We start from the raw sequence: 6,704 nt of genomic DNA, 5'->3' as shown, positions 1-6,704 counted from the left end.
AACTCATCCAAGAAATCGATTCTTGGATTTTTTAGTGGATTTGTTTGTTAAATACGTTTAGTATGCGTATATAAGAGTGGTCGAAAAGCGGTACGACTTTTTGACGTAAGGAGAAAGAAAAAACAATGAAAGAAACAAACAAATCCGCAGAACATAAGGTTTCTGCTTATATCCATATTCCATTTTGTGAACATATCTGTTATTACTGTGACTTCAATAAAGTGTTTCTAGAAGGTCAACCAGTGGATGAGTATGTCGAAATGCTACTAAAGGAAATGGCGATCATGATGGAGCGTCGTCCGGTGAATGAATTGGAGACACTGTATGTTGGTGGTGGAACGCCGACTTCTTTATCGGCTAAGCAGCTCGATCGACTATTGTCTGGTGCCAGAGAGATCTTACCTTTTAATGAAGGAAAAGAGTTTACAGTGGAAGCGAATCCTGGTGATTTGACCAGGGAAAAGCTACAAGTAATGAAGAATTATGGGGTCAATCGTTTATCGATGGGGGTTCAGACCTTTGATAATCGCTTATTAAAGAAAATTGGTCGAAAACATACGGCGGAAGATGTCTATGAAACGATGCGATTTTTAGAGGCGGAAAATTTTTCAAATGTCAGCATTGATTTGATCTATGCGTTACCTGGGCAGACGTTAGAAGGCTATCTTGATACTTTGGAGCGGGCATTAGCCTTAGACTTACCTCATTATTCTCTTTATTCATTGATTTTAGAGAATAAAACGATGTTTATGAATTGGGTTCGACAAGGTCGGTTGCAGTTGCCAGATCAAGAGACGGAGACACGGATGTTTGAAGAAACGATTGCGGCGATGGAAAAACATCAACGTCATCAATATGAGATCAGTAACTTTGGTTTAGCTGGTCATGAATCCCAACACAATTTGATGTATTGGAATAATGATCACTATTTCGGTTTTGGCGCAGGAGCAAGTGGCTATCTGGATCATACGCGATATCGAAATAAAGGGCCGATCCAACATTATTTGCGTCCGTTACGTGAAGGTGAGCTACCAGTATTAGAACGTGAAGAGTTATCTCGTAAGAATCAAATCGAGGAAGAGATGTTTCTTGGTTTAAGAAAAAAGGTGGGCATTGAGAAGCAACACTTTTTACAGCGTTATGGTCGATCGATTGAATCGTTGTATCAATCTGTCCTGGATGAGTTAGTAGCAGAAGAGTTGTTAGTGAATGAAGAAGACCGAGTATATTTGACACAAAAAGGAACTTTTTTGGGAAATAATGTCTTCGAACGTTTTTTATTGGATAAGGACTTGGTAAACGACTGAATGATTGTTTAAATTTTTTATAACAACGAAATAAAAAAACGATTTTAATCACGTTTTTTATGATCAAATGCCTGATATGACGCTATTTTAAGCAAGTTGACAATTGATTAGCACTCTCGATGTAAGAGTGCTAAAAAAGTGGGTTCTTTTCCTTGACACTTTTTAGTCTTCTTGCTATATTTATAAGTGGGTTAGCACTTAGAAGCTAAGAGTGCTAATGAGAGGTGAGAAAGATGTTAACACAGCGACAAAGTGATATTTTACGTCTGATCATCCAAAACTATACGAGTAGTGGGGTGCCCGTTGGTTCCAAAACGTTAATGGCGGAAGGAGTCGAGGCAAGTCCAGCGACGATCCGTAATGATATGAAAGCTTTAGAGGATGAAGGTCTACTTTTAAAGACACATTCTTCTTCTGGACGTATACCGTCTGCGCTAGGTTATCGTTATTATGTGGATCATCTGTTACGACCTGCTCGTGTAGCAAATGATGATTTGCACCAAATTCGACAGTCTTTAAACAAGGAATTCCATGAAATCAACGAAATCATCAAACAATCAGCTGAGATTTTATCTGAGTTGACTAGTTACACTACTTTTTCGTTAGGACCCGAGATTAAAGATCGCCGTTTGACCGGTTTTCGCATCGTGCCATTGAATAGTCGTCAGGTCATTGCGATCGTTGTGACTGACAATGGGAACGTTGAAAGTCAGGTTTTTACTCTTCCTGAAAACTTAGGTAGTCAGGACTTAGAAAAAATGGTTCGTATTGTCAATGACCGTTTGGTAGGAGATCCGTTAGTGACGGTATACAACAAATTACGCACGGAGATCCCGATGATCTTGCATAAATATTTTCAAACAACGGAAGGGATGTCTAGTCTCTTTGATACGGTTTTGAGTCATGCGTTTGAGGATAAAGTTTATGTGAGTGGCCAAATGAACTTATTGGATTATGAACCGTTGCAAGATGTGGATCAGTTCAAGTCAATGTTTTCATTTATGACAGATTCCTATGAACTGACACAGATGATCGTACCGATGGATAGCAAGATACATATCAAAATCGGTTCGGAAATAGGCAATGACCTATTGCAAAATATGAGTATGATCCAAGCGAGTTATGAAATCGTCGGCCATGGACGTGGAACCATCGCATTGCTAGGACCAACTAGTATGCCATATTCCAAAATGTTAGGCCTTGTCGATGTCTATCGAAAAGAATTGGCGCACAAACTCGCTGATTATTATCGCACACTTGATCGCTCGGATTTTTGAACAATCACAAAAGTGACTGATCGTTTTTTCGATTTGAGCGATCAAGCATCTGACTGAATAATGAAAGGAAGACTGCATCATGAAAGAAAACCATGAAGAATTAGATCAGGAATTGAATGATACGCAGCTAGATCCAGAAACGGAAGAAGTGGAAGTTTCAGAAGTGGAAGAAGAAGCAAACGAACTTGCAAATCTCCAAGCTGAATTTGATGAAATGGAAGACAAGTTTTTGCGTGCGAGAGCAGAAATCGCTAATATGGCAAATCGTGGTAAAAACGAACGAGAGCAATTGCAAAAATATCGTTCACAAGATTTAGCCAAAAAATTATTACCTTCGATCGACAACTTAGAACGTGCTTTAGCAACAGAAGTATCTGATGAGCAAGGTGCAAGTTTGAAAAAAGGTGTCGAGATGGTTCTTGAAAGTTTGAAACATGCATTGAAGGAAGAGGGAATCGAAAAAATCCCTGCAAAAGGTGAACCTTTTGATCCGACATTGCATCAAGCAGTTCAGACGGTACCAGCAACAGATGAATTACCTGCTGATACGATCGTTGAAGTGTTACAAGAAGGCTATAAATTACATGACCGCGTATTGAGACCGACAATGGTTATCGTTGCGCAATAAAGTCATGATGGAATAGAAACAACAACTTAGTAATAAGATAAGGAGACGTTGATTATGAGTAAAATTATCGGAATTGACTTAGGTACTACAAACTCAGCAGTAGCTGTATTAGAAGGAAATGAAGCAAAAATCATTGCAAATCCAGAAGGAAACCGTACAACACCTTCTGTTGTGTCATTTAAAAATGGTGAGATCCAAGTAGGGGAAGTCGCAAAACGTCAAGCAGTAACAAACCCTAATACGATTTCTTCCATCAAACGCCATATTGGTGAAGCTGGTTATAAAGTGGATGTTGAAGGTAAATCATATACACCACAAGAAATCTCTGCAATGATCTTACAATACATCAAAGGATTCGCAGAAGATTATTTAGGCGAAAAAGTAGAAAAAGCAGTTATCACTGTTCCTGCATACTTCAATGATGCACAACGTCAAGCAACTAAAGATGCTGGTAAGATTGCAGGTTTAGAAGTAGAGCGTATCGTCAATGAACCGACTGCGGCAGCACTAGCTTATGGTTTAGACAAAACAGATCGCGATGAAAAAATCTTAGTATTTGACCTTGGTGGTGGTACATTCGACGTATCGATCCTTGAATTAGGCGATGGCGTATTCGACGTATTATCTACTGCTGGAGACAACCATTTAGGTGGAGATGACTTTGATAACAAAATCATTGATCATATGGTTGCTGAATTCAAAAAAGAAAATGGCATTGACTTAGGTCAAGATAAAATGGCTTTACAACGTTTGAAAGACGCTGCTGAAAAAGCGAAAAAAGACCTTTCAGGTGTTTCAAGCACTCAAATCAGCTTGCCATTTATCACAGCTGGTGATGCTGGTCCATTGCACTTAGAAATGACATTGACTCGTGCAAAATTTGATGAATTGACAGCTGACTTAGTGGAACGTACGAAAGTTCCTGTACGTCAAGCATTGAAAGATGCTGGTTTGTCACAATCAGAAATCGATGAAGTGATTTTAGTCGGTGGTTCAACTCGTATTCCTGCGGTTGTTGAAGCTGTAAGAAAAGAAACAGGAAAAGAACCAAACAAATCAGTAAACCCAGATGAAGTTGTAGCGATGGGTGCAGCAATCCAAGGTGGCGTGATCACTGGTGATGTAAAAGACGTTGTTTTACTAGACGTAACTCCATTATCATTGGGTATCGAAACGATGGGTGGCGTATTTACAAAATTGATCGATCGTAATACAACAATCCCAACAAGTAAATCACAAGTATTCTCAACAGCTGCGGATAACCAACCTGCTGTAGATATCCATGTATTACAAGGGGAACGTCCAATGGCTGCGGACAATAAAACATTAGGTCGCTTCCAATTGACAGACATTCCAGCTGCACCACGCGGTATCCCTCAAATCGAAGTAACATTCGATATTGATAAAAATGGTATCGTAAATGTATCTGCCAAAGATCTAGGTACACAAAAAGAACAAAAAATCACGATCAAATCTTCTTCAGGTCTAACAGACGAAGAAATCGAACGTATGGTGAAAGATGCTGAATCTAATGCAGAAGCAGATAAAGCACGTAAAGAAGAAGTTGATCTACGTAATGATGTCGATGCGTTGCTATTCTCAGTTGATAAAACCTTGAAAGAATTAGAAGGTAAAGTTGACGAAGAAGAAGTGAAAAAAGCTGAGGCAGCTCGTGACGAGTTGAAAGCTGCAGTAGAAGCAAACAACATCGAAGAAATGAAAACAAAACGTGATGCGTTGAACGAAATCGTGCAAAACTTGACAGTTAAATTATATGAACAAGCGGCACAACAACAAGCTCAAGAAAATCCTGAAGCTGCCCAAGGCGGAGCGGATGATGTCGTAGATGCTGATTTTGAAGAAGTCGATGACGACAAAAAATAATCAGTTCATTTAGTTTCACTTAAAGAGATCAAGTCCCGCTTTAGAATAAGCCGAAGAATTCGAAAATAGCTTCTCATATTTTCGCGATTCTTCGGCTTATTTCCGAGGGAATAATCTTGTATCACTTTATTTTATGCAGTTTAGAAGCATCACTAGAGTAAAGTAACAAGTCATCAGTTATGATTTTTCTTTGGATCAAGAAGAGAAATGTTATCTTTTCTTTGTGCCATAGAAATCAATGATCGATTTTTTCTTCTTTAGTCGATACTTCGAAATTTCCGGTTTTTGTTTCGATCAAAGTGTGATATGATAACAAACGACGTGGAAATGAAGAGAACCAATAGGAGGAAAGCCTATGGCAACAAAACGTGATTATTACGAAGTCTTGGGGCTGTCAAAGGGAGCTTCAGAAGACGAAATAAAAAAAGCTTATCGAAAGTTATCAAAGAAATACCATCCAGATATCAATAAAGAGCCTGATGCTGATGAAAAATTCAAAGAAGTTTCCGAGGCTTATGAGATTTTAAGTGATCCACAAAAACGTGCGGCTTACGATCAATACGGACATGCCGGAACTGATCCTAATTATGGCGCTGGTGGCGGCGGCTTTGGTGGCTTTGGCGGCTTCTCCGGTGGTGGAGCTGGCTTTGGTGGATTTGAAGATATTTTTGATTCGTTTTTTGGCGGTGGTGGAAGATCTGTTGATCCAAATGCCCCTCGTCAAGGATCAGATCTACAATATACAGTCAATTTATCCTTCGAAGAAGCAATCTTTGGGGTAGAAAAAGAAATCAAATACAATCGTGAAGAAATTTGTCACACGTGTAGCGGAAATGGTGCAAAACCAGGAACACAACCGACGACTTGTCATAAATGTCATGGTTCTGGAACGATCAATGTGGAACGTCAAACACCACTTGGTCGTGTGATGAGCCGTCAAACTTGTGATGTATGTCGAGGCACTGGGAAAGAAATCAAAGAACCATGTCCGACTTGTCATGGCTCTGGTCATGAGAAGAAAGCACATACGGTCAAAGTGAATGTACCAGCCGGTGTGGAAGAAGGACAACAAATGCGCTTAGCAGGACAAGGTGAAGCAGGCGAGAATGGTGGTCCATTCGGAGATCTATATGTGGTCTTCCGAGTAGAAGAAAGTGATATCTTCGATCGCGATGGTTCTGAGATCTATTATGAGTTACCATTAAGCTTCGTGCAAGCAGCGCTGGGTGATGAAGTACAAGTGCCAACCGTTCATGGGGATGTCAAATTGAAAATCCCTGCTGGTACGCAAACGGGAACGAACTTCCGTTTACGTGGTAAAGGAGCGCCACGTTTACGTGGTGGGTCTACAGGGGACCAACATGTGCGTGTGAAATTGATTACACCTAAAAACCTCAATGAAGAACAGCGTGAAGCTTTACGCGCATTTGCTAAAGCAGGCGGCATGCATGTTCAAGAGCAACAAGAAGATGGTTTTTTTGATAAAGTAAAAGATGCGTTTGGCGGAAAAAAACGTAAATAAATACAAAAAGAGAGTGGGACAATAATCAGAAGAAAAGCTGATTATCGTCCCACTTTTTTTGCATATTTTTGAATTTAAGGAACACA

5 protein-coding genes are annotated in these 6,704 nt (G+C 39.8%); all 5 read left to right on the top strand.

What is annotated here, in order from left to right; genetic code table 11:
* Positions 1 to 125 precede the first annotated feature (125 nt).
* The 5 genes from hemW to dnaJ all read left to right on the top strand — a co-directional run bounded on the left by hemW (position 126) and on the right by dnaJ (position 6,618).
* On the top strand, positions 126 to 1,307 hold the full coding sequence (gene hemW / locus I2F89_RS11220) for a radical SAM family heme chaperone HemW (protein WP_115357760.1): 1,182 nt from the start codon (positions 126 to 128) through the stop codon (positions 1,305 to 1,307).
* 233 nt (positions 1,308 to 1,540) lie between these two features.
* A complete protein-coding gene (gene hrcA / locus I2F89_RS11215) occupies positions 1,541 to 2,584 on the top strand; it encodes a heat-inducible transcriptional repressor HrcA (protein ID WP_071866244.1) in 1,044 nt (347 codons plus the stop codon).
* Positions 2,585 to 2,663: 79 nt separating this feature from the next.
* Positions 2,664 to 3,212, top strand: a complete 549-nt coding sequence (gene grpE, locus I2F89_RS11210; RefSeq protein WP_010735217.1) for a nucleotide exchange factor GrpE — start codon at positions 2,664 to 2,666, stop codon at positions 3,210 to 3,212.
* 54 nt (positions 3,213 to 3,266) lie between these two features.
* Positions 3,267 to 5,096, top strand: coding sequence for a molecular chaperone DnaK (gene dnaK / locus I2F89_RS11205; protein WP_010735218.1), 1,830 nt, complete (start codon positions 3,267 to 3,269; stop codon positions 5,094 to 5,096).
* Positions 5,097 to 5,451: 355 nt separating this feature from the next.
* Positions 5,452 to 6,618 (top strand): molecular chaperone DnaJ, encoded by a 1,167-nt coding sequence (gene dnaJ / locus I2F89_RS11200; protein WP_010735219.1) that lies wholly within the window; start codon positions 5,452 to 5,454, stop codon positions 6,616 to 6,618.
* Positions 6,619 to 6,704: the final 86 nt, after the last annotated feature.

This window comes from Enterococcus sp. 1001283B150225_161107_E12 (genome assembly GCF_015556925.1).
Lineage (GTDB): Bacteria > Bacillota > Bacilli > Lactobacillales > Enterococcaceae > Enterococcus_B > Enterococcus_B mundtii.
This window is presented reverse-complemented; position numbering and strand designations above follow the sequence as displayed.